The following is a 25,222-nucleotide window of genomic DNA, read 5'->3' on the forward strand; positions in this document are numbered from 1 at the left end:
GCTGACCGCCTCGGGTGATTCAGGCCGTCGCGGCGATGAGGGATTCCGCGATGGTCGTGCGGGCGTAGAGGACCGAGCGGCCCGCACGGTGGGCGCTGACCATGCCGGCGTCACGGAGGGCGGTCAGGTGCTGGGAGACCCCGGCCGCGGAGATGCCGGTGCGGCGGGCGAGTTCGGTCGTGGAGGCCGGGGCCTCCAACTCGGCCAGAATGACGGACCGGGAGCGGCCGAGGACCCGGGCGATCGCGTCGATGCGTGGTACCGGGCGGTGCTCCCACAACGTGCCGGTGCCGCGGGCGGGGTAGGCGAGCTGGGGCGGCTTCGGCGGGCGCGCCCAGGTGAGCATGCCCCCGGCGAAGGCGGAGGGGACCAGCAGCAACCCTGACCCGGTCGTCTCCCGGGAGATGCCGCAATGCCGGCGAACCATCCGGAGGGCGTTGTCGTCCCAGCTCACCGTGGCGTGCAGGTCGTTGAAGAAGTGGCCCGCGCCGCGCTCGGCCACCTGCCGGGCACGGTGGAAGACGTCTGCGTCCAGCACCACCCGGATCTTCGCCCAATAGGGGTCGAGCGCCAGCTCCCAGTAGAGCTCGATCTCCTCCGTGATGCGGGCCAGCTTGGCTTCCGGGTCGGCACGCAGAGCCTGGCAGTGGGGACCGGTACAGCCGAGGACGTCGAGGTCGGCCAGAACCTGATCGACCGGAGTGGCGCGGATGGCGGCGAGTTCGGTGTCGAGGGTGGGGGTCGGTTCGTCGGGCGGCGGGGTGAGGAAGTCGGGGAGATAGTCGGTGGTCGGGAGCAGCTCTGCCAGGAAGCCCGAGTCCAGCCTGGCCGCGGCCACCCGCGGTCGTACCTGATCGATCCAGGGACGGTGCACGGGATGTGCGGAGCCCGCCGCCAGCAGCCGGAAGCTGGTGACGACCTCCCACATCGGTGAGACCGCGAACCGGGTCAGGGCCAGATCGTCGGCCGAGAAGGTCAGCTCGGAGAACATGACCGCTCCACAGATTCGGTCTGAGCTTAATCAATGGTCACGAGTGTACGGCGGACGCAGGATCTCCGTCATGCTCTCCACTTTCAGCGGACTTCCCCGCACCGCCTGGGTCGTCTTCGCCGGCACCGTGGTGAACCGACTCGGTTTCGTGGTCACGCCCTTCCTCGTGTTCTACCTCGGGTCGCGCGGCATCTCCACCACGCAGACCCCGTACGTCCTCGGTGCGCTGGGCGCGGGCAACCTGATCGGCCCGGTGGTCGGCGGCCTGCTCGCCGACCGGGTGGGCCGCCGTCCCACGATGCTGACGGGACTGATCGGAACGGCTCTCGCACAGGGCCTGCTGTTCGCCGCGCCGAACGTGGTCACGCTGGCACTCGCGGCCGCCCTCCTCAGCGCGGCGGGTTCAATGGTCACCCCGGCCTCGGGCGCGCTGCTGGCGGACACGGTGCCGGCGGAGCGGCAGCGTGCCGCCTTCTCATTGCTTCATTGGGCGATCAACATCGGCACCGCCGTGGCCGGAATACTCGGCGGATTCCTGGCGACGCACGGCTACTGGCTTCTGTTCACGCTGGACGCGGCGACCTCGCTGGCGTTCGCACTCATCGTCGTCGCGTTGCTGCCCGGTGGAAAGCCCGACACCGCGCGGACCACCGATTCCGGCAATGGGATCGGCTACGGAGTCGTGTTCCGGGATCCGCTGATGCGGTTGTTGCTCCCGCTGCTCGGCGTCGGACTGGCGATCTATTCGTTCACCGAGGTCTGCCTGCCGCTGGCGATCCGTGACCACGGCCTGCCCACCACCACACTCGGCCTGATGGCCACGCTCAACGCCGCCCTGGTGGTGGTGCTGCAACCGATCGCCACGAACGTCTTGGCCCGGTTCCCGCAGATCCCGGTCTATGTGGGCGCCAGTGCGCTCGCCTCGACCGGCATCGCTCTGACCGGAGTGGCGCACGACACCTGGTCGTACGGCGGGACCGTCGTCCTCTGGTCGATCGGCGAGGCGATGGTCGGCGGCATCCCCGGCGCGATCGTCGCGAGCCTCGCCCCGGCCGACGCCCGCGGCCGTTACCAGGGCAGCTACCAGTGGACCTGGGGCATCGCGCGATTCATCACCCTGGCTGTGGGCACCACCGTCTACGCCACCGCCGGCCCCGCCGTGATCTGGTGGTTCAGCGCCGTCGGAGGCATCGGCTCCGCTCTCGGAATCGGAGCCCTGGCCCCGATGATCGCCCGCCGGACGGCCACTCCCGCGCCCGTCCCCGTTCCCGCCGGATCCACTGACGCAGGATGTCAGTGAACCCGGCCTAGCGTTCACGGCATGACGGAGAACACGCACACAGACGGCCGCCATGACTTCGACTTCTTCCACGGTCACTGGAGAACGCGCAACCGCAAGTTGGCCGACGTGCTCGATCGCGACTGCACGACCTGGGTCGAGTTCGACTCGACCCTGCGCTGCGAGCCCGTTCTCGGCGGGCTGGGCAACGTCGAACCCTTCTCGGCGCCGGCCATGCCGCCCTCCGGCGATCCGCTCGAGGCCATGACGCTGCGGCTGTTCGACCCGCGAACCGGGAACTGGCGGATCTGGTGGATCTCCGCCCGGCAACCGGGGCTGCTCGACGACAACCCCATGGAAGGACGGTTCAACGGAAAGCACGGCGAGTTCTTCGCCGTCGAGATCATCAACGGCGAAGAGGTGCGGGTGAAATGGGACTGGGACGACCTCGGCCCCCAAGGCGCCCTATGGGAGCAGCGTTTCTCCTACGACGACGGTGTGACCTGGCACCTGAACTGGAGCTCGGCTCACACCCGATCGGACTGACCGTACGGCAGGAGCCCCCGTTCGCCCCTGCCGTACGGCATCCTGACCGGCCTGCGGTCAGGGCGCGGAGTGTGGCGCACCGTGAGGTGCACCGTCTCCGCGCCCGCTTGCCGCGATCAGGGGCGCGCGTCGAGGCCGTTCGTCCAGCCCATCGTCTTGTAGGCCTCCGTCAGGAGCGGCTTCGACCCATCACCGATCGCCTGGTAGGCCAGCAGCCGGCCGGTGCCCGGATCCATGATCAGCTGGAACGTGGCGGCTGAGTCCGAGGGCACACTGGCGTTCTTTCCGCTCATCTCGATCGCGATGCCGGGACGGCCGAACGGATCCGTCACCTTTCCGGCCACGGTGAGGCCGGGCTGGTCGGCCAGGACGCGGTACAGAGCCGCCCGGGTGCCCGGCGTGACCGGCCCCGCCAGCAGGTCTTGCGCCGCCCCCCAGACGTACTGCAGGTAGCTGCCCTCGTAGGGGTACTTCGGGTCGTTCACGTCGGCCCGGTACCTGCGCTTCAGCTCCTTGTCCAGCCCGGCCTCCGTGGTGGGCAGCTTCGCGAGGTCGGCCATGGTCACCTGCTGCTGGCCGATGATGAACCGCATCGGCTCGTCGTAGTTGTTGATCTGGGGCTTGGTCGAGCCGCCGGTGTGGAGGGTGAGCGGAGGCGCGCCCATCGCCCTCCACTTGGCCTCGTCGGCCGGCGAGTCGAAGGCCGTCTTGAAATCGATGCCGGTTATCGTCCGGGTGCGATCCTCGGGACTCCGCGCCGTCCAGGACTCCTGGGAAGTGGAGACGGAGGCGGTGAACGGCAGCTCCTGTACCTTCGGCTCCCTTCCCTTTCCCGGCTTGGTCACGATTCGGCCGACCCGTGAGGTCACCCGCTCGAGGGTGTACCAGTAACGGCCGGTCGTGGCCGGCTCGCGTGCCGCGGTATCCGCCGCCGCCAGCAGGACCGAATGGGCGTCCAACCGGGTCGTCTGAGGCCCCGGGGCCGAGGCGGAGGGCGCCGTGGAACGGCCGTTTCCGGAGCCGGCGTCCCCCGAGACCAGGCCAGGGACGATGATCGCGGCGGCGGCGAGTCCGGCGACGGCGGTGCCGGCGATCAGGAAGAGGGGGCGGCGCTGTGACAAGGTGATCCTTCGGGTCTGCAGGGGGGGTCGGGGGGTCTCGAACGCGTTGGCCAGATCCATGGACCGGCGCCGCCGATAGGCGTCGTCGGCCAGATCGTCCAGCTGCACCGGCCTGAGCCGGGTGACCATGTGATCGGTCATGTCGTGCTCCCGGGGGTCTCCAGGCGGGTTCGGCATCAGATCTCCTCCAGGGACGGGCGGGCGGCGGCCCGGTACGGCGGCGCGACTCGCATCTCCGCCCGCATCGCCTTGGACAGGCGCGTGCGGGCGCGGTGGAGGCGCACGTTGTAGGTGCGGGCCGAGCAGCCCATGACGGCGGCGGCCTGGTCGGGCGTGAGGCCGTGCCAGGTGGCGAGCGTGATCGCCTCGAGATCGTTCTTGCGGAGCGAGGCCAGCGCGGCGAGCGCGCTCTGCCGGTCCAGCACGTGCTCCGCTACGTCCCAGCTCGTCTGGTCGGCGGCCGTGGTGAGTACCGCGATCCGGTCGATCAGGGCCTGGCCGCGGTGCCGTACGTCACGCTGCTTGGCGAGCAGGTTGCGGGCCACCCCGAGCAGCCACGGCAGCGGCGGGTCGGGAAGCTCCTCCAGGCGGCGCCAGGCGACCAGGAACGTCTCGCTCGACACGTCCTCCGCCGTCTCGCGCCCGGCGCGCAGCAGCGCGTAGCCGAGCACGCTGCGGTAGTGCCGGTCGTAGAGGTCGGTGAAGCGTTCTTGGGGATCGTTCACACCCAGTACTCCCTCCCGGCGGGCCCCGATTACCGTGCCCGACAAGGAATATGCGACCGGTATGACCCCCGAATCCGGCGGGGTGGAGCGATCATGGGTGTGACCTGCGCGTCAAGGCTCGATGAGCCGTGTTCAATTCCTGAACAATGTGTTGCGGCACACTTCCGCGAGGACGCAGGATCTCCAAGTACCGGGGCGACACCCCCCGGCCCGGCGAGATCGGCCGGCGTCCACGACGCCGCCCGGGACCCTCGGCGGGCGACTGCCTGGTGGCCGACGGAGGAGGATCCAGCATGACGACGCAGTTTGGCGACCTCGCCGCTCGGGCGCCGGTCAACTGCGATCAGCATGGCGACGAACGCACGCAATGGATACTCGCCCAGCAGCTCCAGTTCGCCGCGGACGTCTCACACGAGTTGCGTACGCCTCTGGCCGCACTGAGAGTCCAGCTGGAGGAGGCGCTGCTGCACCAGGACGAGACCGAGCTCCCCGATCTCCTCGCCGCCCTGTTGCACGATGTCGACCGGCTCGAGGCGATCACGACCGACCTGCTCCTGCTCACGCGGGTGGCGGCGGGCGCGACGCCGGCCGAGCGAGAGAAGATCGACCTGGCCGAGACGGTCCGGGCCGAGGTCTCCCGGCGGGCGAGCGGCCACGAGGTGCGGCTCCGGCTCGAGCGCGGAGTGGTGGTCCAGGCCGTCCCGAGCCAGCTCGACCGGTTGCTCGCCAACCTGCTCGACAACGCCCACCGGCACGCGAGGACCATGGTCGAGATCCGGGTCCGCCGCGACGGCGACTGCGCCGAGCTCCACGTCATCGATGACGGACCCGGGATCGCCGCGCCGGACCGAGAAAGAATCTTCAGGCGCTTCAGCCGGCTCGACGCCGCCCGCAGCCGCGACTGCGGGGGCACCGGCCTCGGCCTGGCGATCGCCCGCGATATCGCACATGCTCACAAAGGCACCCTCCGCGTGGCGGATGCCGCCGGTGGCGGCGCGTCCTTTGTGTTGCGGCTTCCTCTAGCCGACCCTCCCGACCGACCCGTCAGGTTGTGGGAGCGTCTGAGGCAGAAGCCGGTGACCAGTCCCTGGGGTCCACAGGATTCCCTCGTCATCGTGACCGCCTGTTGTCCACCAGGTCCGGTCGCGTCCGCGAGCACACGATCCTTCCAGGTGACCAGGTCAGCGGAGGCTGTCTAGGTTCACCGGTACGGCCACGGCGGCGAACGCCGGCATGGCCGTACCGGTGGACATCCTCTCTCGCGTACGGCGAGCGGCCGGTAGACCTACGTCAGCCGGTAGCGCCGGAGCTTCTGATAGAGCGTGCCTCTGGAGATGCCCAGCTTGGTGGCGGCGACGGACTTGTTGCCCGCGCACTCGGTGAGGACGTTCGAGATGATCTCGGCCTCGGCACGCTCGATCGGGGTGAGCCCCACCGGCTGCGGGTCGGCGGACAGGCCGGGAGGGACGCCGTCGGCACGCCGGCCGATGGGAGAGACTCCGGCCAGGAGGAGCACCACCCCGTCGGCCAGGGTTCCCGGCGTCAGGGGGAACATGCGAGCGGTCACCGTCCCGCTGAGGCGGATCGTCGTCGCCGTCGGCCCGGCCTCCCTGACCGCCGCCCACAGGCGGCTCTGGTCCAGGTTGAGCGTCGTCGCCGTCTCATCGGCGATCATGATGTGATCGTAAAGCGTGATGACCGGACTGGCCGTCGTCGCACGGTAGTTGAGGAAGACGTCGAGCAGGCGGCGCTGCTTGGCGGTGGAGGCCGCGTACAGTGCCGATTTGACCTCCTCTGCCAGGAGTTGCACCGCCATCCGCAGAAGATGGTTCGCATCGGCCGCCCTGCAGGTCACGTCGACGGCGCCGACGACCCGGCCGGTTATCGGATGGACGATCGGGGTCGCGGCGCACGCCCAGTTGTGCAGCGGTTGTTTGTAGTGCTCCCCACCGACGATCATCGCGGTACGACCGCTTTCGAGGGAGACCCCGATCGCGTTGGTCCCGACGTGCTCCTCGCCGAAGCGCGCTCCCTCTTCGAACTGGTACCGGTCGAGCGCACGGCTCAGTGATCGCTCGGAGACCCAGCGCCAGCTCAGGTTGCCGCTCGTATCGGCCAGTGCCAGGCAGGTCGAACTCCCCGCGAGGACGTCGCCGAGCTTCGACAACACGGGGGCGGCGGTCCGCACGAACGCGGAACCCGAGTCGACCTCGCCGTGCCCGACATCAAGCCGTTCGGGGTTCACCCCGCTGTACTGGGATCGTCGCCAGGACTTGACGATCTCCCCGTGGATACCGGTGGGTTCCCCCCCGGATTGGAAGATCTCCCACGCGTTGTGAGCACGCGCCATGATCCCCCCGATCCGACGACGCTCTTGTTGACCCGCCTTATCCCCTCTGTCTACCTTCTGACGAACTTTCACAGGTAGCAGGCGTGCCCAAGAATTGGCGAACCCCTGACCGACCCTTGAACCGGCGGCCGGACCGCTGAAGCGCCGGCCGAGTCAGCCGTTGTACGGCGGAGCGACGCCCCAGCCCCAGTGCGGGACGGGCGCCTGCTGCACGGGATGGGCTCCCGGCTGGGAGTTGCTGAACGCGAGCCGGGTGCCCCACTCGATGTAGCCGGCGAAAGCGGCGCGGAACTCGGGGTCGTCAGGGATCTCGACCTGGTCGGCGGCGTCCATCAGCAGACTCACCCAGCGGCGTCGCATCGGCTCGGTGATGGCCTTGCCCAGGTGCATCGTCAGCATGTGGCGGTAACCGCCGCGCTCGGTCGTGTACCTGGCCGGACCGCCGAAAACCTCGGCCAGCCACATCGCGACGTAGCGCGGATGGCCGGGGTCCATCCCCTTGAACAGGGGTCCGATCAGGTCATCGGACGCGACGAGGTCGTAGAACCTCTCCATGAGCCGTTCCAGCGCCTCCGTGCCGCCCACCCAGTCGTACATCGACGGGATCGAACCTCCGTCGCCGCGCACGGCGGTCCGCTGGTAGAGGCTCGTTTCCTCGACGTCGTCCGCGAACGGGGCGGTCGCGGCGGAGAACTCCTGGTAGAGGTCGCGGTTCCGGAAGCCCTCGAGCTGGTCCTTCGCCGATGTCCACGTGATGCGCAGGATGTAGGAGCTCGGCTCCGCCGTGCTGCGGGCGAGCTCGTAGTCCACACATTGCGGGGCACGCGAGAGGCAGGCGGCCGCCCGCTGGTAGGCCTCCACGAAATCGTCGCTCAGCTCGGATGGAACGCGATAGCGGACGTACTGGACGATCACGAGCTGTCACCTCGTCGAAGAGCGATGCGCCTTGTCAGCCCGAAGGCCTGTGTATAAGTGTAATCAAGTAAGCATCCACACAGGCATTCGAGTATGTGCCGTTCGGCACCGTAGCGACAGCCGCGTAGTCCCTCCATAAAGACCGATGGGACGGACCCGGAGGACCGGGGCCGGGACGGACGCCGCGTCCGTCCCGCCCCGGAGATCAGGTCAGGGGCCGGTCTCGGTCGGGAAATCCGCCGAGGAGGACAAGACCCGGATCTTCACGTCGCTCAGGACACCCTGATAGACCCATACGTCGTCGATCGGCCCAGCGAAGTACTCCCCTGCGACACCCTCCGACCAGTTGCGGCCGAACTGCAGGCCGCCCGTGCCCGCGAAGGGTTTGACGCCGTCCACAGTCGAGACCGCGTCCGGGCTGTTCTGCAGTTGACCGTCCACGTACAACCGCAGCTGGTCGCGGGCGGCGTCATACACCACCGCCAAATGTGTCCACGGCCCGAAACCTCCGAATCCGAATGAATGGGTGGCGACGGCGCGGACGGCTCCGGGAGCGTCCCTGTCCGGCATCTCGACCTGCCAGACACCCCACGGAGCGTTCTCCGCGTCACCACGACCCATCACATGCCAGCGCAGGGTGAACACGCTGTTATACGGATGCTCGCCGTTCCCCTGCAGGCTCAGCACCGTCATGTCGCAATCGGCGAGAGCCTTGCCCTCCGGGCAGTCCGGCATACCGGTGGGCATGCCCACCCAACCGGCGACGGTGAAGCTCTGCGTGGTGTCCAGCGGAGAAGCCGCCGTCGCCGCATACCCGTCGACGCCGTCCAGCACCAGACCCCCGTCAGGTTCTTCCTGTCCGTCGGCGTTGATCCCGTTGAAATCGCCGACCACCCATTGATCCCCGTCGATGCGGGCACCACCGGACAACGTCGCGCCGAGCTTCGCCGGTGAGGCGTCGGGGGTCACGCCGTCCGGCGCCGAGTTGAGCATCCATCGTCCGGCGACCGACGGCGGCTTCGGTGCGGCCAGCTTCTGGGCCTCGGGCGCCGTCACCACCCGGTCGAAGAGCCTGACGTCGTCCAGGGCTCCCTTCCAGTAATCCCGGTAACCACCCTGATGGAGGGTCCGGCCCAACTGCAGTCCACCCGTCGCCTGCCACGCCGAAGACGCCGCCACCGGCGGGCCGGCCTGCCCGTTGACGTAGAGCGTGATCTGCCCGGCCGTCGCGTCGTACACGCCCAGCAGGTGGTTCCACTCTCCGGCGTCGACAGGGACCGTCGAGTAGACGGCCTGCGCGTCCGCTCCGTCCGCGTCCTGCGCCGGGAGCCGGAACACCCAGGCCTTCCGTTCGTGGTCGTATCCGAGGGTGTACGCGCCGTCGGTGTGACCGCTCTGGCTCAGCGCCGCGTGGTCACCGGACGTGTCCGCCAGCTTCACCCACGCCCCGACCGAGAAGCTCCGGGCGGTGTTCACCACTTCGCGCGACGTGTCCCCGTAGCCGGCGGCTCCGTCGAAGACCGCCGCCTTGCCGGTGTATCCCGGCTGCCCGGTCTCCACGCCGCCGTGGAAGGTCACACTTTGAGTCTCCGGGCGCCCGGTCGCGTCGTCCAGCGACCACACCACCTTCGCGGGCAGGCGCGTCGTGACGGAACCGGTGGTGTGAAGTCGTGTGACCTGGGCGGCGGAGACCGCCCGATCCCACACGCGCACGTCGTCGATCGCACCGGACCACGGCTCCGCCCAGGCGCCTCCGTTCCACTGCCTGCCGATCTCCAGGTTCCCCCGGGCGTTGAACGCCGTCACCGATGCGGCCGGGGCGGCCGTCCCGTCCACGTACAGCGTCGCGGTCTTGTCCCCCGCGTCGTACATCCCCACGAGATGGGTCCACCGGCCCGGCACCACCGGCGCGTCCGAGGCCGAGGCCACGACCGACGCGCCGGAGTCGTCCGTGGTGGGCAGGCGCAGCGCCCACTTCCCGCTGGACGCGTCGTATCCCAGGACGACGCCGCTGTTGTACGTCCCCGCCTGCGACAACACGGTCCTGGAGTGACTCAGGTCGTCCACCTTCGCCCACGCGGAGACGGTGAAGCCCTCCTGGAGGTCCAGCGCAGCACCCTGGGACTCGGCGTAGGAGTCCTCATTCGTCAGGGACAGCGCGGTCCCCGAGTGCCCGGCCGCACCCAGCGCCGCGTGTCCTCCGAGGTTGAGCGGGTACGAGCCGCCCGAGCCCGCCGCCTCGGCGACGCCGCTGCCCTCGTCCAGAGCCCACGACGCCCGTTCCGGCTGCCCCTGGAGGACGTTGAAGCGGTACGTCACCGGCCGGCTGCCGTTGCCGTAGGCGTCGAACGCCCTGACCGACAGGAAGTGGCCGCCCTCCGTCGTGGGCAGCACCCGAATCGTCCGGGGTTCGCCCTTCCTCGTGGCCACCTCATGGATGCCTGCGCTCGTGTCGAATCCCCACCGGTAGGTGACGACATCGCTGGAGTCCGAGCCGACGGTGATCGCGCCGTAGCGGCCCACCCCGATCGTCCAGGGCTGCGAGCCGAAGAGGTCGGTGGACCCCGGGTAGTCGGCGCTCGTCACCTTCGGATCGGCCAGTGTGGCCGTCTTCCAGGCGAAACGGCACCTGGTGGAGGTGCCGGCCGAACTCCACGGACCCCACGCGACGCCGTCCCAGGCCCGCACCTCCCAGCCCGCGGTCGTGCCCTGCGGAATCGGGGCCGGTGGCGGCGGCTCGGTGAACACGGATCCCGACCCCTCGAACCACCCGCTGGGCGGCGGAGCGTCCTCAGCGCCGGTGGACCACCACTGCCGCACCAGCTTGCCCGTCGCGTCAGGCCACGAGACCGCGAACTGGGCGCCGATCCGCCCACCGTCCGGGTCGGACAGCGTCGCGGAGAGCTGGGGCAGCCTGTTGATCCGCACCGGTTCCGTCTGGCACACGGAACCGGGCGACATCGTCAGGTCCGCGAGCGCGGGCTGCGCGGGCGGCGTGTTGACCACCACCGCCGTGAGCGCTCCCGAGGATGCCGCCTCACCGGCGGCCGCGGATGCCTGCGGCATACCGATCCCGGCTTCCAGCGCCAGGACGGCCACCGCCGCGCCCAGCACGCGGACCGCATGACGCGTCCGTGCTCTCCGTGGACTTCGTTCCCGATCGGGCGACCATCTTCCCGTCAGACGCACATCAACCCCCGCAAGGTCCAGTTGCCGACAAAGCGCCCTGATCGTAAGAAAGGTGATCAACATGAGTAAATACCAACAGTCAGTGATCTGGTCGGCACACCTGTAACGTCGCACGCCGCTCGCGCGATAGGAACGCTCAATCGCTCGGTTAGCGCCCGGTTAACCGCCTGGCCAGGTCACCCTGCTGGGTGCATAACGAAGATCGCCATGGTGGAACGATCCCCAAGTGATCCCTTAAGACGGGAAAGTGACATTGATCACACCGGAATCTTGGAGCCCACGTGCCGCCTGACGCGTTCAGAGGACTCCGGCAGCGATCCCGTAATCAGGTCTCTTCGGGGTCGCGGCCGGAAGCGGAGCGGCCGCCGTCGACGGGCACGATCGCGCCGTTGACGAAGCTCGCGTCACCCGACAGCAGGTAGGCCACCGTCGCCGCCACCTCGTCGGCCCGCCCGACCCGGCCCAGCGGATGCAGCCGCCCCATCTCGCCTTCGATCCGCGCGGCGGCCGCCGGATCCCGACTCCCCAGGAAGTCCTCGTACCTCTCCGTGCTGATCGAACCGAGCGCGACGGCGTTGGTCCTGATGCCCGACGGGCCGTAGTCGACCGCCAGCGCTCGTGTCAGCCCCTCCGTCGCGGCCTTGGCCGTCGCGTACGGCAGAGCGCCTCGCACGGCCCGCTGCGCCTGGTGTGAGGAGACGTTGACGATCGAACCGCCCCGGCCGCCCGCCAGGAACCGGCGGACGGCGGTGCCACAGCCGGTCACCACCGGGGCGAGATTCAGCGTGATGAGGTCGAGGACGTCCCGCGCCGCCGACGAATGCAGTGCGGCGTCGCGGAACACCGCGGCGTTGTTCACCCACCCCGCGAGCGTTCCGCGGGACTCCGCCAGGTCGGCCGCCCGTTCGGTCACGGCCTCGTCCGCGGCGTCCCCCGTCACGGCCGTCAGGCGGGACCCGGCGGGGTGGTCGTCGGTCCACGCTGGCGCCACCGGGTCGAACTCGATGACCACGACTGCGTCCCGATCGCCGAGCAGTCGTTCGGCGATGGCACGCCCGATGCCCTGGCCGCCCCCGGTGACAACGTAGGAATTGCTCATGATCCCTCCTCGGTCGGGCTCGCCCCTACCCGGGGAAGGCCGTCGCAGCGCACCCTCCCCGTCGCAGCGCCCTCCCCGTGGACGCGCGGCGCCGGATGAGATCGCGCTCGACCCTCCACTGGAATGTCGCCCGAAGGCCACAAACCACATCGCTGATTTCCCCGTCTCTTCTCTCTGTTCGGACGTAACCGGGGACGGCACGAGCCTCCGCGGTCGGCCCGGTGGAAGGACGGTCAATGAGAGCAAGGTTGCTGTACGGCCTCGCCGCCGCCACGATGATCGTCGGTCTGACCACGGCGGTCGGGCCGGCCCAGGCCGCGCCGGCGCCCCAGGCCGCGGTGGCGTCATCCGGGGCACCACCCCAGTGGAAGATCTTCTACGCGGGGAGACTCACCGAGGGATACCTGCACTCGGTCGCCGCGCCGAGCCCGTCGAGCGCGTGGGCGGTCGGCCAGTACCAGGACGAGGACGGCCACGGCCATGCGGCCGTCCTACGCTGGAACGGCCGCGACTGGAGCCTGGTGCCTCCCCCTTCGCTGCCCGACATGAAGTACTGGTACTCCGTCAGCGCGTCCTCGGCTCACGACGTGTGGATCTACGGGTGGAACGAGGAGAGGGCGGGCGTCGCCCACTTCGACGGGACGAAATGGCGCGAGGTCGCCTTCCCCGACTTTCCTGAAGGCGCTCCCGTCTCCTACGCCGAGATCGCCTCCGTACGCGGGGGCACGTGGCTGGCCGGGGAGACCTGGGTGTCGCGGCGCGTCCACGGAGGCTGGGAGACGACGACGCTGCCCGAGGGCGTGCGCATCAGTTCGATCGACGCCCGTTCGGCCACCGACGCGTGGATCGCCGGAACCGTCTACTCGGCGGAGGAGGGCCTCCAGCCCTACACCGCGCGCTGGAACGGCCACGCCTGGAAGCCGGTGGAGATGCCGGCCGACGATCTGGGTGTGAACGACGTCTGGGTCCAGTCCGGCAAGAGCGTCTGGGTGACCGGTCTGATCCCCGTCGGCGAGGGATGGACCCCGACGGTCCTCCACTGGAACGGCAAGAGCTGGAAGAACGTCCGCATGCCCGACGAGGGGCAGTGGCCGCTGGCCATCAGCGGCAACCGCGGCGAGGTGTGGGTCACCGGCGATCCGGCGGGCTTCGCCGGCCCGCCGCTCTACTGGCGCTTCGACGGCGTCACCTGGAAGACGGTCGCGGGGAGGCTGCCCACCGGCGGACGGGCCGAAACGGTCACCGGGCTGGCCCCGATCAAGGGGACGAGCCGGTTGTGGGCGGTCGGCAGCTACATCGTCGACGACGGCGAAGTCGCCCACAGCTTCGGGCTCGTCCAGCGCGACCGCTGAAACCGCGACGTGCCACCGGGGGCATGACGGAAGGCCCACCGGCCCCCGGTGGCATTCAGCCGGCGATCAGCCGGCCTTCTTCGTGATCTCCTTGCCCTTCGGGGTGATCGCGTGCCAGGTGCCCTCGGACAACTGGCCCTTGACGTCGCCCGCCGCCTTGTCCCCGGCGAACAGGTACACCGGGTGGTCGTCGATGGTGAGCTGCTTGGAGCCGTCCTTGCGGGCGACCGAGCCGACCAGGCCGGAGTCGATGCCCGCGACATCGGTGGTGGCGGGCACGGGCGGCCAGTCGACGGCGCACTGGTCGTAGCAGTCGGACGTCGCGGGATGGGTCTTGTCCTTGTCGTACGCGTAGACCGTCCGCCCTGTTCCGTCGACGACGATCAACCCGAGCGGCGACGTCGACGTGCCGACCGGCCCGCCTACGACGGGTTCGCCGGCCGCCGGGGTGTCGGAGCCGGAGACGGCCGGAGAGGCGGTCGGTGCGGGGACCTTGGCGGCCGGCGCGGAGGCGGCGCCCGTCGTGCCGTCGCCCGACGAGCAGGCGGTCGCGAGACCCACGACGGCGATCACGGCGGCCACGAGGTGGCCCGCACGGACACGAGTGTTCATCAGCGAGGTCCTTAGACGAGACGTACGGATCAAAGGTTCGACCGTACGCCATCGCGGTGGACGTTCCGTCGGCGCTCCTAGACGACGCCCAGGCGGCGCGCGACGGCGGCGGCCTCTCCCCGCCCGGCCACCTGAAGCTTGGTGAGGATGTTCGAGACGTGGACGCTGGCGGTCTTGGCCGAGATGAACAGGGCTCCGGCGATCTCACGGTTGCTCCGCCCATCGGCGATGAGGCGGAGCACCTCCCGCTCCCGCGGCGTCAGCCCGAGCGAGTCGTCGCCGATGCGCGTGCCGATCGCGACACGTGTCCGTCGGGCGCAGGTCTCGATCTCCTCCAGCAGCGGCCGGGCGCCGAGTCCGTGAGCCAACTCGGCCGCGCGGCGGAGACGTGTCCCGCCGGTCTCCCTCCCCGCTGACTCCCTCCCGGCAGCGTCCGCCGCGCGCAACAACGCATAGGCCTCCGGGTACGGCTCGCCCAGCGTCTTCCAGACGGCGGCCGCCGCGTCCCACGCCGCCTTCCGGGATCGGCCCTCGGCCCGGTCGGCCTCCGCGTCGAAGACGAGCGCGTGCGCCTGCTCCGGGCGTCCGCCGGCAGGGGCCCTGCCGGCCTGGGTGCGCACCTCGGCCAGCATCTTGGCGGCACGCTCGCCGGGCATCTCGGCGCAGGCCCGTGCGCAGCTCGCCAGCAGCGGCCAGCCGTACCGGGAACTGACCGACGGATCGAGTCGGGTCAGCACGTGCTCGACGGCGTCGAGGGCGCCGGAGCGGTCGCCGTGGGCCAGCCGGAGATCGATCCGCAGCCGCTCGGCGGGGAACAGCTCCTGGACCAGGGAATGGGCGGGGGTTATCACCGCGTCGAGGGCGGACATGGCGTCGTCGGCGGACTCGAGATCGCCGCGCGCCACCGCGATGACGCCGAGCAGCCAGTGCAGCGAGGCGCGGGTCATCCGCGGCGGGGACAGCTCCAGCGCGTGCTCGACCACCTCCAGCACCTCGTCCCAGCGGCCCAGCGACATCAGCGGTTCCGCCAGGTTCATCGTGAGGAAGGCCCCGGAGGTGCGGGCCTGACCGTGCCGCCCGGCGAGCGCGATGCCGCGCCGGGCCGCCTCGACGGCGCGTTCGTGCTCGCCCATGCCCTCGAGGAGATGCGCCTCGTTCGTGGCGGCGCGGAGCATGGCCGAGTCGTCGGCCCCTCGCTCGTAGACCTCTCTCACCCCGGCCAGGGCCACCAGGTGTTCCTCGGCGTCCTCGAGGAAGTCGCAGCCGGCGAGCGTGATGAGCGCGTGCGCCTCGACGGTCGCGTTGCCGAACTCGCGAGCCATGGCCAGCGCCTCGACCCCCAGCGTCCGGGCCTCCTCCCGGCCCGTCGGCATCAGGTAGAGGTGCTGGGCCAGCGTGGACAGCACCCGGGCGCGAGCGAGACTGGGCGGCTCCGCGGGCACGAGCCGGGCGGCCTCGCGCAGATCGTCCAGGGCGGTGTGGTCGCCCAGGCGGATCTTCAACCTGCCCCGCTGTTCGAGCACGCCGGCCGAACGGACCGGATCGTCGATCTCCTTCAGCGCCGCCCTGGCGAACGCCATTCCGCGCTCGGTCTCGCCGGCGAGGTCGGCGGCCCTGATCGCCTTGACCAGCACCGAGCAGTGGTCGGCCCGCAGGCGCTCCGCGGCGTCCGGCACCTTGTCCCACAGCTCGAGAACACGGTCGAGCATGTGCAGGGACTCGGTGTAGGCCGCCGCCTCCATCGCGACGGAGGCGGCCTTCCACGCGCTGACCAGGGCCTCGGCGGTGTCCCTTACCGCATACCAGTGGAAGGCCAGCTCCGCGGCGGCCCGGCCGGGCGGCACGCGAGAGGGATCGGCCTCCAGCGTCTCGGCGAATCTGCGGTGCGCCCGGGTGTGCTCACCGGGCAGCAGGTCGCCGTGGACGGCCTCGCGGACCAGAGTGTGCCGGAAGGCGTACGCCTCGCCGTCGACGACCATCACGTTGCCCGCGACCGCGGGCCGCATCACCCGGGACAGCCCGGCGTCGTCCAGCCCGCTGACCGCGGCGAGCAGCGCGTGCTCCACCCGGTCGCCTCCGGCGCTGGCGAGCCGGAGGATCTCCTGGGTCTCCTCGGGCAACTTCTGCACGCTCCCGAGCATCAGGTCGCGCACCGACTCCGGCAGCTCGCCGTCGATCCGGCCGTCGCTCAGCAGAGCCTCGACGAACAGCGGGTTGCCCTCGCTGCGCTCATACACCTTGCCGAGGAGGCGGGGGTCGAGATCGTGACCGAGGATGCTCCTCGCCTGCTCGGCCACGGCGCGGCGGGACAGCGGGTCCAGTTCGAGCCGGCGCACCCAGGGGACGCGGCTGAGCTCGGCGAGCGACGGCCGAAGCGGATGGCTTCGGTGCAGCTCGTCGGACCGATAGGTGACGATCATCAGCATGCCCGGCGGGAGATTGCTGATCAGGTAGCTGAGCAGGTCACGGGTCGAGCGTTCCGCCCATTGCGCGTCCTCGATCACCAGGACGACGGGCATCTCCACCGCCAGCCGCTCGAACAGCAGCAGCACATGGTCGAACAATCGCGTGCGCGCCTCCGTCGTGCCGGACGCGGTGTCCGGCACGCCGAACTCGGGCAGCAGCCGGGCCAGGCCCCGCGGTGTGCCGTCCGGCAGCAGCGCCGTCACGCCTTCCACGCCGATCTGCCGGACGAGCTGGCGGAGGACGGCGCTGAACGGCGCGAAGGGGAGTCCTTCCGCACTGATCTGGAGACACCCGCCGACCAGGACGCGGATGTCCTGCTCGCCGCGCCGGCGCTGGAGGAACTCCCGGATCAGCCGGCTCTTCCCGACCCCCGCCTCCCCGCCCAGGAGAAGCGCCGTCGGAAGTTCCTCGAGTGCCGCCTCCATGAAGGCGACTTCACGGGCACGTCCCGCCAAAATGGTGCTAATCCCCCGATGAGCCATCACGAGGCAAGGATGCCATCACAGGCCGACATTTCACTAAAAACGGCTGGTCAGTGGCCCGGTTCGGCGGCCCGTTCGATCGCCTTCTCCACGTCGCCCACCCGGTCGGCGAGCAGCCCGATGGCGCCGACGGCACGGGCCATCGGGTCGTCCCCGTCCCCGCCGAGGGCCTTCGACCGCAGGTAGCCGGACTTCACCTCGGCCCAGCGCTCGGCCTGGCCGGGGGTCATCGTGCCCCGCAACTCCGCCAGCTTGAGCAGATTGGCCTCGGCCCCCGAGGTGAGCGTCTGGGCCTCTCCCAGGTAGTGGTCGTCGATCACGGCCTGGAGCTCGGCCTCATTCATGATCGGGATGATCCGCTCGGCCAGCTTGTTCATGTTCCGGTACGACCCCTGGAGCTGGAAGGGCGGCTCGGTCCTGGAGGAGTCGGCCTGGGCGGCCGAGGCGATGTACGCCTGGTTGACCGACAACACGATCTCCTGGACCCGGAGGAGCTTGGCCAGCACCGCGACGATCTGGTCGAGCTCGACCTTCGAATACGGGTGACTCAGCTGGTCGGCGCGCACGCCGGAGTCGCCTCGGGCCAGCCGTACGAGCGACTCGACGTCGCCGCGGTCGCGCGTGGACAGCGGCGCGAGGACGGGGTTGGAGGTCAGCGCGTTCTCGACGTAGCTGAGCGCGAACAGGTCCTCCTTGCCCGACAGCACGTCGCCGAGGTTCCACACGTCGGCCCGGTTCGCGAGCATGTCGGGAATGCGGAACCGCCTGCCCGCCTCGGTGTACGGGTTGCCCGCCATGCAGACGGCGAAGCGCTTGCCGCGCAGGTCGTACGTGCGGGTCCGGCCGTTCCAGACGCCCTCCATCCGGCGCTGGGCGTCGCACATGGAGATGAACTTCTGCAGCAACTCGGGAGAGGTGTGCTGGATGTCGTCGAGGTAGAGCAGCACGTTGTTCGAGCACTCCAGCGCGAACGAGACCTTCTCGATCTCCTGCCGCGCGGTCGCGTCCGGCGCCTGCGCCGGGTCGAGCGAGGTGACCGCGTTTCCGAGCGCCGGGCCGTTGACCTTCACGAAAACCAGGCCGAGCCGGCTCGCGACGTACTCCATCAGCGTCGTCTTGCCATACCCCGGCGGGGAGATCAGCAACAGCAGGCCCATCTGGTCGGTGCGCTTGGCGTCCCCCGCGGCGCCCAGTTGCTTGGCCAGGTTGTCGCCGATGAGCGGAAGGTAGACGTCGTCGAGCAGCCGGTTGCGCACGAACGCGCTCATCACGGTGGGCCGGTACTCCTCGAGCCGCAGCCGCGCCCGTTCACGTTCGACCAGCTCGGCGCGCCGCCGCTGGTAGGCGCGGTAGGCGGGCACCCGCTCGGTCCTGAACCGCCGGGTCCGGGCGAGCACCTCGTCGAGGCGCAGGCCGAGGCTCCGCCCGGTCAGCCGGGGATGTGTGCCGAGCAGGTTCTCGACCGTGGCCGTCAGGGCCGCCGACGAGTCGTGGCGCGGCAGGTCGCACAGCTGCACGGCCACGGCCTCGGCCAGATCCCCCGCCTGTACGGCCCGCCGCTCGCCGGAAGCCCCCAGGTAGGCCCCGAGCCAGGCCTCGACGAGCTGATGCCGGGCCTTCAGATCGTCGCCCAGTGCGCGCAGATCGGCCTCGAGTTCCTTCACGGCACCGCCGAGCGACCTGCGGAAACCGTCGAGGACGCCTCGGGCGGCGGCGCTCGTCACGAAACCGGGGGGCGTGCTCGACAGCTCCTCGAACAGGTACTCCCCCGCCAGGCCGGTCTCGCCGCCCGGCAGGCCCGTGTCCCGCAGGAAGGCGTCCACGGCCGAGGCCAGCTCCGCTCGGATCTCGCCGACCGCCGGACCCTGGCGGAACATGGCCCGGGCTCTGGCCAGCGAACGGGCCCGCGTCGTCCAGGTCGAACGGGCGGCCTCGCCTGCGCCGAACGCCCAGAAGAACTGCGCGGCGGCGCGCGCCTCCGGCGGGAAACGCAACAGGCCGGCGCCGGCGTGGAGGCGCAGCAGGGCGTCGAGGACGGCCGCGGCGTCGTGGTCGTGCACGCCGCGCTCGTAGCCCTCGTCGTAGCGGGTCTCCACCACGCGGCGGACCACATCGAGGAGGCCGCCGTCGACGAGCGCGGCCGCCTGGAGGGCGTCGAACGTGACGGTCCCGGTCTCGCTCGATCCCCCGACGCCCGCGGCCTCGCGGCCCTGAGCCGGTCCGCCCGTCTCGGCGTCGGCGAGGATCGCGGCGGCGAGGTGCTCCGCGCGGTAGACGTCGGCGGACTCGGAGACGAGCAACTGGTCCCAGAACGGCCGGGTCGCGTCGAACGACTCGTCGCCGACCGGCGCCCGGTAGTCGGTCCCGGTGACGGCGAACGCCATCCGCCCGTCCAACGGGACCAGCGTGAGGTCGAGCGGCTGCGTGTTGACGGCGAACCGGTGCCGGCCGAGCCGGATGGTCTCGCCGCCGTCGGCGTAGAGGTCGATCCGGTCGCGCAAAGCTCGGCCCGCGTCGAGCCGGGCGGCCTTGATCCGGCCCTCGAGCTCCTCGGCCCTGACCTGGTCGCCGAGCTCACGCAGCTCGCCGGACACCGCGCGCAGCTTGGCCACCATCGGATCGGAGGCGAAGTAGGTGTTGACCTCCTCCAGTGATCCGAGGCTCGCGACCCGGCGTCCCAGGCTGCTCAGGATCCGGTCGGCGGAGGCGGCGAGGCGGTCGGCCCGGCGCGCGCGCTCGTCGAGCAGCGCCTGCTTGCGCGAGGAGAACGCCTCGTAGACGTCCTCCCGCTTGTCCTCCAGCCGGGCCACGAGGTCGTCGAACTCGCCGAATCGCGACTCCAGCCCCTCCAACTGGAGCATCAGCCGGCCGAGTTGCTCGTCGCACCGTTCGGGGGTGTCGGCCACGTCGAGCGCACCGGTGATCGTCTGGCCGAGCACGGCGAACTCGGCGGCGAAGCCGGCCCGTCCCTCGCTCGCGAGCAGTTCCTCGCGCCGCGCGGTGAGCGTGGCCCTGGCCCGGTTGATCCCGCCGAGGACCTCGCCGATCCGTTCCAGGATCGCGGTGCGCACCGTCGCGTCGTCGATGTCCAGCGTGCCGACGACCTCGGTCAGGATGGACAGGCCCTCGCCCTGCTCGACGAGCCGCTCGGCGATCGGCGCGGACTCCGCGACGGTGCCGATGGCCCGCGCCTGCTCGGTGAGCCGTTCCACATCGGCGTGGTAGCCGGTGAACGCGTCGTCGCCCTGGAGGAACGCGACGGCCCGCCGCGCGGCCGAGCCGATCTCGGTGTCGAGGTCGGACGTCAGCGCGTCGACCCGCTGGATGTCGGCGTACCGCATCTCCCGCAACGTCGCGAGACGGCCCTGTGCCCGGCGCAACTCGGCGAGCTGCCGCACCCAGGCGTCGGCCGTCATGGGCGACTCGCCGCGGGCCTGCCGTACGAGCGAGGAGATCCGCCCCGCGGCCTCCTCCAGCGCCGACGCGGCCTGCTCGGTGAGCGACTGGACCTTCTCGAACTCGTCCAGGACCTGCTCGGCCGTCGCGCGGACGTCGCTGAGCGGAGTGCGCAGGCCGTGGTCGTTCAGCCAGTGGTAGTTGTCGAAGGCCCGGACGCACGCGGCGATCAGCGCCTCGAACACCGGCACGGACGGCGCCATCTCCCCGACCATCCGGACGACGGACAGGCAGTCGGAGATCCCGCGCACCAGTTCGGCGTTGCCGATGCGTTCCAGCGGGCCGGCGCCCACCGGCTGGGCCGCGGCGAAGGTGTCCGAGACGAACGGCGTCTGCCACACCTGCATGGGATGCACGCGGGTCGGCTCGGCGGAGGTCTCCCGGAACACGATGAGGGTGCCGTCGTCGAACAGTGAGTAGCCGTGGCAGGTGATCGGGTTGGCGACCTCCTTGCGGATGACGTTGTACGGCAGGAGCAGCGTCCGGCCCTCCGCCCGCGCGTGGAAGACGTACAGCACGTCCTCGCCGTTGGGCGAGCGGATGACTCGGTCGAACTCCAGACTCGCCACGTCGGTGTCGAAGGTCTTCGCCGTACCGGTGGCGAGGTAGTAGCCGCCGGGGAAGACGACGCCCTGGTCCTCGGGGAGCCTCAGGCAGGACTGGCCGATGCCGTCCAGCCGGACCACGGCCTTGGTCCTGGTGTTGAAGACCAGATGACGCCAGTCGGCCTCGTTGTAGGGCCGGATGCGCAGCAGGATCAGCGGGCCGACCCTCGCGTAGTGCACGTCGGCGTCGGCCAGGCTCTGCAGCGGTTCGGCGACCGGCTCGCGGTAGACGCCCTCCCCGCTCTCCGTGTTGTTCTCGATCTTGATGGTGAGGTCGCCGCCGACGGTCTCGACGAAGACCTCGTCACCGATCGAGATGTGCGGATGGCGTCCGAGGACGTGATCGTCCCTGGTGGTCCGCGTCCACTCGAAGTCGTGCGACGGCGGGAAGACATGGTCGCGCTCGCCGCGGTTGTCCAGGTAGGCGATGGAGCCGTCGGGCGCGACCGTCCACCGTAACACCCGGATGTCCTGCGGGCCCGTCTGGAAGACGGCGAGCAGCCTGCCCTCCAGCCGGCGCAACTGCAGGAGCCGGGTCTCCTTGTAGTACCGGTACAGCTCGCCGAAGTCCCGCTCGAACTGCGCGTCGCCGCCGAACGGCAGGGGCGCGTCGTCGAACCGGAACGCGTCTCCGTCGCGGGTGAACCGATGCGCCGAGAACACGTCGGAGACCGTCGTCTCGGACTTCAGCCCGATGAACACGTTGTAGCCGAACAACATGACCCCGTCCGCCGACACGATGTCGCGGGGCACGCAGTTGTTCTCCGTACGGACGCGATCGGTGCCCACGAGCCGGAGGTCTGTGCCGCCGAAGACCTCGAGCCGGTCGGCGTTGAGCGCCTCGGCGCGGCGGGCGAGCTCCTTGGCCTGCTCGGCCAGCCGGGCTCTGAGCACCTCGTAGGTGCCCGCGTCGAGCCCGGCCCGCGTCCCGGCGGTCCGGCTGGTCTGGGCGGTCCCTGTACCGGTTGTCCCTGTACCGGTTGTGCCTGTACCGGTGGTCCCTGCGGTGTCTGTCCCGGCGGCCTCTGTCACGGAAACCTCTGTCACGGGTTCGTCGATGCCTCTTCGTCGGTGTCGCTGCTTCAGTGCTTCACCGCGTCCAGTGCCGCCACCGGCTGCTCGGCGACGCCGAGCCGTTGCGCGGCGCTCAGCAGCGCCTGCAGCTTGTCCGTGTCGGGGCCGCCCGACTTGATGAGCTTCACCAGGAGCGCGGAGAGCGTGAGGTTCCGCACGTCCGCCGTGTCCAGCGACCCGAGCATCCGACTGAGGTCCTGGGTGAGACTGGCGGTCCCGTCCAGGTACGGCCGGGTGACCGCGCTCGCGACGGTGGAGTTCTCGATGAAGCCGTCGACGCTCTTGCCCATCGAGATCGAGCTCATCAGCCGATCGAAGAAGACGGTGTCGCCGCCGACGATGTCGATGTCGGCCTTCTCCAGCCCCGCCGCCAGCACGACCGCCTGCGACTCGGCGATCTCCCGCTGGACCTCGATGCTCCTGAGCCGGACCTCCTTGTCCGCCTCCAGTCGCAGGCGGTACTCCTCATGTCCCCGGCTCGCATCGTCGAGCGCGGCCATCGCCGCCGCCTTCTCGGTGAGACCCTCGGCCTCGGCCTTCAGTTTCTCGCCCACCGCGGCCGCGGCCGCGAGCGCCTTCGCCTGCTCGCCTTCGGCCTCCGCCTTGAGCTTCTCGCCGATGGCCAAGGCAGCGGCGAGCCCCTTCTCCCTGTCGACGGCGGCCTCCGCGCGGCCCACCTTCTCGATGGCCTCCGCGTCGCGCTCGCGCACCTGGACCTCGGCGAGCCCGGCCGCCGCGGCCTCCGCCTGGAGCCCCTCCGCGAGGCGGATCTTCGCTCGGCTGTCCAGCTCGGCCGCCTGCTGACGGGCCTCGGCGAGGACGACCTCTTCACGGGCCTTGTGCTTGGCGGCCTGCTCGGCGGCCTCGGCCGCCTTGATGTCCTTGACCAGGTTCTCCTGCGCCTCGGCCTCGGCCTGGATCACCAGCGCCTGGCGCGTGCGCTCGGCCTCCTCGACCACCCGCAGGCGCTTGATGGTCTCCTCCTGCTCGGCGACCGTCTTGTCCACCGCGATCCGCTCGCGCATCACCTCGGCGATGGCCCGCTTCTCGACCTCGAGCTCCTTGTCCTTGGCGATGCGCGACAGCTCGGTCTCGCGCTCCCGGGCGATCACCTCGAGCATGCGGTCCTTCTCGATCCGCTCGGTCTCGATCGCGATGACGCGCTCGCGGTTCTTCTCCGCGACGGCGACCTCCCTGGCCCGGTTCTCGTTCTGGACGCCCAACTGCTCGTCGGTGCGGATGCTGGCCGTCTGCGCCTTGAGTCGCTCCTCGGCCCGCACCTTGGAGGTCTCCGCCTCCTCACGCGCCCGCATGGTCTCGATCTCACGCTTCTGCTTCGTCTCCGCGTCGGCCTGCCGCCGCTCCAGCTCGAGGATGGCCTCCCGCGCGTCGACGTTCTGGCGGGTGATCTCCTTCTCCTCGTTGCGCTGGTACTCGTTGGTCCTGACGTGCTCGATCGCGGTCAGCTCGGTGATCTTGCGGATGCCCTGGGCGTCGAGGATGTTGGCCGGGTCGAGCTGGGCCATGGGCGTCTGCTCGAGGTAGTCGATGGCGGCGTCCTCGAGGCTGTAGCCGTTCAGGTCGGTGCCGATCACACGGACGATCTGGTCCCGGAACTCGTCGCGCTTGGTGTAGAGATCGACGAAGTCGAGTTGCTTGCCGACCGTCTTGAGCGCCTCGGAGAACTTGGCGTTGAACAGCACCTGCAGCGTCTGCTCGTCACTGGCCCTGGCGGTGCCGATCGCCTGGGCGACCTTGATGACGTCCTCGACGGTCTTGTTGACTCGGACGAAGAACGTGATGCGGATGTCGGCCCGGATGTTGTCGCGGCAGATGAGCCCTTCCTGCCCGGTCCGGGTGATCTCGATGGTCTTCACCGAGATGTCCATCGTCTCCGACTTGTGCAGCACGGGCAGGACGATCGCCCCCGTGAACGTGACGTCGACTTTCCGCACCTTGGAGACGATCAGGGCCTTGCCCTGGTCGACCTTTCGGAACAGGCGGCTGATGACGAACACCATGCAGATGACGACGAGAAGGATGACGCCTAAGAGCACGCCCATTCCAGTGGTGATGACATCCATTCGCAAGGTCCCCTGTCAGTGCATTTCATAGGGCATGACCCAGAAGAACTCGCCCTCCGGGTCATAGTCGAAGATGAGGGCGGAACTGCCGGCGCGAAGGTCGTCCTCGCCGGTCTGCCGCACCTGGATGACCGCCGAGGAGCCGTCCTCGGCGGTCACCTCGGCCTGGCCGAAGTCACGCCCGACCCGTCCGGTGCGGATGACGCACATCCGGCCGACGAAGTCGTTCCGCGAGGGCGCGGCGATCGGCGGCAGGAACCGCCGGAACGGCAGCGCCAAAAGGCGGGTGAACAGCCACGCGGTGAGCAGCGCGACCAGCAGGACGCCGGTCCGGGCGAGCGTCCCGTCGACCAGCGTCACGCCGACGAGGCTGACGAACCAGGCGATCGCCACCATGAGCGAGAGCACGACGCCCGCGGGGAGCCCACGCAGGCCGATGCCGGACAGGAAGTCGTCGGGAAGGTCCAGCCCGAGCCCGCCGAGCAGAACGAGCACCCAATAAGCAATGACGACGACCAACATGAAGCTGAACAGGACGGCCGGAAACCCGAGCGCCGTGCCGACGAAATCCCCCATCGACTCCCACCGTTTACCTACGTCCCCCCTGGGACGTATGCATTATTGCCTGATAACCCGGCATTTGTAACTAAGAAATTCAATGCGAATATCGGGCACTTTGCGCCGCGTCGGCCCGTTGTTGTCACAACGGCACTCGACGCGCCCAAGGCATCGTCGGCGTACGGCGGAATGCCGTTCAAGGAATTACGGGGGGCGGCCGAGCCGAGGGCGGGCCGAGCGCGGGCCGAGCGCGGGCCGAGCGCGGGCCGAGGAGCGACTCAAGGCCCAGACAGCCGGCATCCGCACCGACCGACGAGC

Annotated in this window: 16 protein-coding genes; 4 read left to right on the top strand and 12 right to left on the bottom strand. The window is 70.0% G+C overall.

Annotation, left to right across the window (positions count from 1 at the left end; genetic code table 11):
- Positions 1-19: 19 nt before the first annotated feature.
- Positions 20-991, bottom strand: coding sequence for an ArsR/SmtB family transcription factor (locus Psi02_RS28935; protein ID WP_203979013.1), 972 nt, complete (start codon positions 989-991; stop codon positions 20-22).
- Positions 992-1,061: 70 nt separating this feature from the next.
- On the opposite strand from Psi02_RS28935, the gene Psi02_RS28940 reads away from it, so the two are divergent.
- Together Psi02_RS28940 and Psi02_RS28945 are read left to right on the top strand one after the other, a co-directional pair.
- Positions 1,062-2,291 carry an MFS transporter gene (locus tag Psi02_RS28940; protein ID WP_203979014.1) on the top strand — a complete coding sequence of 410 codons (1,230 nt, stop codon included), beginning with the start codon at positions 1,062-1,064 and terminating at the stop codon, positions 2,289-2,291.
- A gap of 21 nt (positions 2,292-2,312) precedes the next feature.
- A complete protein-coding gene (locus Psi02_RS28945; RefSeq protein WP_203979015.1) occupies positions 2,313-2,816 on the top strand; it encodes a hypothetical protein in 504 nt (167 codons plus the stop codon).
- A gap of 116 nt (positions 2,817-2,932) precedes the next feature.
- Here the strand turns inward: Psi02_RS28945 and Psi02_RS28950 are convergent, their stop codons facing one another.
- Together Psi02_RS28950 and Psi02_RS28955 are read right to left on the bottom strand one after the other, a co-directional pair.
- On the bottom strand, positions 2,933-4,114 hold the full coding sequence (locus tag Psi02_RS28950; protein WP_203979016.1) for a CU044_5270 family protein: 1,182 nt from the start codon (positions 4,112-4,114) through the stop codon (positions 2,933-2,935).
- Positions 4,114-4,662, bottom strand: a complete 549-nt coding sequence (locus Psi02_RS28955; RefSeq protein WP_239095242.1) for an RNA polymerase sigma factor — start codon at positions 4,660-4,662, stop codon at positions 4,114-4,116. The genes Psi02_RS28950 and Psi02_RS28955 overlap by 1 nt, the downstream gene beginning before the upstream one ends.
- Positions 4,663-4,955: 293 nt before the next feature.
- Here Psi02_RS28955 and Psi02_RS28960 point away from each other — a divergent pair, with 293 nt between their 5' ends.
- Positions 4,956-5,861, top strand: a complete 906-nt coding sequence (locus tag Psi02_RS28960; protein WP_203979017.1) for a sensor histidine kinase — start codon at positions 4,956-4,958, stop codon at positions 5,859-5,861.
- A gap of 86 nt (positions 5,862-5,947) precedes the next feature.
- On the opposite strand, the gene Psi02_RS28965 is transcribed toward Psi02_RS28960, so the two are convergent.
- From Psi02_RS28965 to Psi02_RS28980, 4 genes are all read right to left on the bottom strand, one after another.
- Positions 5,948-7,012: a helix-turn-helix domain-containing protein gene (locus Psi02_RS28965; protein WP_203979018.1), complete on the bottom strand. Its 1,065-nt coding sequence runs from the start codon at positions 7,010-7,012 to the stop codon at positions 5,948-5,950.
- 153 nt (positions 7,013-7,165) lie between these two features.
- Positions 7,166-7,927, bottom strand: a complete 762-nt coding sequence (locus Psi02_RS28970) for a group II truncated hemoglobin (RefSeq protein ID WP_203979019.1) — start codon at positions 7,925-7,927, stop codon at positions 7,166-7,168.
- Positions 7,928-8,137: 210 nt separating this feature from the next.
- Positions 8,138-11,041 carry a LamG domain-containing protein gene (locus Psi02_RS28975; protein WP_203979020.1) on the bottom strand — a complete coding sequence of 968 codons (2,904 nt, stop codon included), beginning with the start codon at positions 11,039-11,041 and terminating at the stop codon, positions 8,138-8,140.
- Between the two features lie 400 nt (positions 11,042-11,441).
- Positions 11,442-12,215 carry an SDR family NAD(P)-dependent oxidoreductase gene (locus Psi02_RS28980; RefSeq protein WP_203979021.1) on the bottom strand — a complete coding sequence of 258 codons (774 nt, stop codon included), beginning with the start codon at positions 12,213-12,215 and terminating at the stop codon, positions 11,442-11,444.
- 236 nt (positions 12,216-12,451) lie between these two features.
- Here Psi02_RS28980 and Psi02_RS28985 point away from each other — a divergent pair, with 236 nt between their 5' ends.
- Positions 12,452-13,567, top strand: a complete 1,116-nt coding sequence (locus Psi02_RS28985) for a hypothetical protein (protein ID WP_203979022.1) — start codon at positions 12,452-12,454, stop codon at positions 13,565-13,567.
- A 66-nt stretch (positions 13,568-13,633) separates the two neighbouring features.
- On the opposite strand, the gene Psi02_RS28990 is transcribed toward Psi02_RS28985, so the two are convergent.
- The 5 genes from Psi02_RS28990 to Psi02_RS29010 form a co-directional block, all read right to left on the bottom strand.
- Positions 13,634-14,179 carry a hypothetical protein gene (locus Psi02_RS28990; protein WP_203979023.1) on the bottom strand — a complete coding sequence of 182 codons (546 nt, stop codon included), beginning with the start codon at positions 14,177-14,179 and terminating at the stop codon, positions 13,634-13,636.
- A 77-nt stretch (positions 14,180-14,256) separates the two neighbouring features.
- Complete coding sequence (locus Psi02_RS40840; protein WP_203979110.1) at positions 14,257-17,127, bottom strand: ATP-binding protein; 2,871 nt, start codon at positions 17,125-17,127, stop codon at positions 14,257-14,259.
- A 50-nt stretch (positions 17,128-17,177) separates the two neighbouring features.
- Positions 17,178-22,082, bottom strand: a complete 4,905-nt coding sequence (locus tag Psi02_RS29000) for a DNA repair ATPase (protein WP_239095259.1) — start codon at positions 22,080-22,082, stop codon at positions 17,178-17,180.
- Positions 22,083-22,270: 188 nt separating this feature from the next.
- Complete coding sequence (locus tag Psi02_RS29005; protein WP_203979024.1) at positions 22,271-24,346, bottom strand: flotillin family protein; 2,076 nt, start codon at positions 24,344-24,346, stop codon at positions 22,271-22,273.
- Between the two features lie 15 nt (positions 24,347-24,361).
- A complete protein-coding gene (locus tag Psi02_RS29010; protein ID WP_203979025.1) occupies positions 24,362-24,922 on the bottom strand; it encodes a hypothetical protein in 561 nt (186 codons plus the stop codon).
- Between the last annotated feature and the right edge of the window lie 300 nt (positions 24,923-25,222).

The organism is Planotetraspora silvatica (genome assembly GCF_016863315.1).
GTDB classification, from domain to species: Bacteria; Actinomycetota; Actinomycetes; order Streptosporangiales; family Streptosporangiaceae; genus Planotetraspora; species Planotetraspora silvatica.

Coding starts and splice junctions, on each gene's coding strand:
- Psi02_RS28980 (WP_203979021.1), bottom strand. CDS start 12,215: ATGAGCAATTCCTACGTTGTCACCGGGGGCGGCCAGGGCATCGGGCGT.
- Psi02_RS28950 (WP_203979016.1), bottom strand. CDS start 4,114: ATGCCGAACCCGCCTGGAGACCCCCGGGAGCACGACATGACCGATCAC.
- Psi02_RS29010 (WP_203979025.1), bottom strand. CDS start 24,922: ATGGGGGATTTCGTCGGCACGGCGCTCGGGTTTCCGGCCGTCCTGTTC.
- Psi02_RS28935 (WP_203979013.1), bottom strand. CDS start 991: ATGTTCTCCGAGCTGACCTTCTCGGCCGACGATCTGGCCCTGACCCGG.
- Psi02_RS40840 (WP_203979110.1), bottom strand. CDS start 17,127: ATGGCTCATCGGGGGATTAGCACCATTTTGGCGGGACGTGCCCGTGAA.
- Psi02_RS28960 (WP_203979017.1), top strand. CDS start 4,956: ATGACGACGCAGTTTGGCGACCTCGCCGCTCGGGCGCCGGTCAACTGC.
- Psi02_RS29005 (WP_203979024.1), bottom strand. CDS start 24,346: ATGGATGTCATCACCACTGGAATGGGCGTGCTCTTAGGCGTCATCCTT.
- Psi02_RS28985 (WP_203979022.1), top strand. CDS start 12,452: ATGAGAGCAAGGTTGCTGTACGGCCTCGCCGCCGCCACGATGATCGTC.
- Psi02_RS28945 (WP_203979015.1), top strand. CDS start 2,313: ATGACGGAGAACACGCACACAGACGGCCGCCATGACTTCGACTTCTTC.
- Psi02_RS28965 (WP_203979018.1), bottom strand. CDS start 7,012: ATGGCGCGTGCTCACAACGCGTGGGAGATCTTCCAATCCGGGGGGGAA.
- Psi02_RS28940 (WP_203979014.1), top strand. CDS start 1,062: ATGCTCTCCACTTTCAGCGGACTTCCCCGCACCGCCTGGGTCGTCTTC.
- Psi02_RS28990 (WP_203979023.1), bottom strand. CDS start 14,179: ATGAACACTCGTGTCCGTGCGGGCCACCTCGTGGCCGCCGTGATCGCC.